Source organism: Falsiroseomonas oryziterrae (assembly GCF_021864505.1).
Taxonomy (GTDB): domain Bacteria; phylum Pseudomonadota; class Alphaproteobacteria; order Acetobacterales; family Acetobacteraceae; genus Falsiroseomonas; species Falsiroseomonas oryziterrae.
Window position 1 is genome coordinate 1 of record NZ_JAKJIB010000676.1, and the last position, 703, is coordinate 703.

The window sequence follows — 703 nt, forward strand, 5'->3', positions numbered from 1 at the left end:
AGCGCGGCACCGCGCCGGGCCGGCTGATGGCGCTCGGCACCGCCGGCTGGGCGCTGTGCCTGGCGCTGCTCGCGGCGGGCTTGCCGGCGGCGCCGATGCTGCTGGCGGCCGGGCTGCTGATGGGCCTGCCGATCGGCGTGATCATGGCGCTACCCGCGCAGGTGCTGCGGCCCGAGCAGCGCGCCATCGGCATGGGGCTGTTCTACGTCTGGCTCTACATCGGCCATGGCGGCCTGCCGCCGCTCGCGGGATGGCTGCAGGACGCCACCGGCAGCGCGGCCGCGCCGCTGCTGCTCTGTGCCGTGCTGGTGCTGGCGCTGCTGCCGATGCTCTGGCTGTTCCGCGCCGGCGCCGCGGCGCAGCAGCGTGCCGAGCCATCCACCGCCTGAGCCGGGTGCCGCGTCAGCCCCGCCGCGCCGCCGCGCCGCGCCAGATGAAGGCCGCGAGGCCGAGCGCGTAGAGCAGGTTCATCTGCGCCATCGAGATCGGCAGGCCCGGGATCAGATAGGCCGGCTCGTCGCAGGGCTTGGCGGCGGTCGGCGCCAGGCTGCGCATCAGGTCCTCCACCGTCGCGCCGCCGGCCGTCGGCACCAGGCAGGCCGGCAGCGGCGAGGGCCACCAGCCGAACTCGACGCCGACATGCACCACCGCCACCGCGGCCGAGCCGAGCACCGCGACCGCCGCGCCGCGCTACGCCCGGAGG

2 protein-coding genes are annotated in these 703 nt (G+C 76.8%); one reads left to right on the plus strand and one right to left on the minus strand.

Annotation, left to right across the window (positions count from 1 at the left end; translation table 11 throughout):
* Positions 1-389: hypothetical protein (locus tag L2I40_RS24035; RefSeq protein WP_456305771.1), on the plus strand; the 389-nt coding region annotated here is incomplete at its 5' end.
* A gap of 13 nt (positions 390-402) precedes the next feature.
* On the opposite strand, the gene L2I40_RS24040 is transcribed toward L2I40_RS24035, so the two are convergent.
* Positions 403-672 (minus strand): disulfide bond formation protein B, encoded by a 270-nt coding sequence (locus L2I40_RS24040; protein ID WP_237217856.1) that lies wholly within the window; start codon positions 670-672, stop codon positions 403-405.
* Between the last annotated feature and the right edge of the window lie 31 nt (positions 673-703).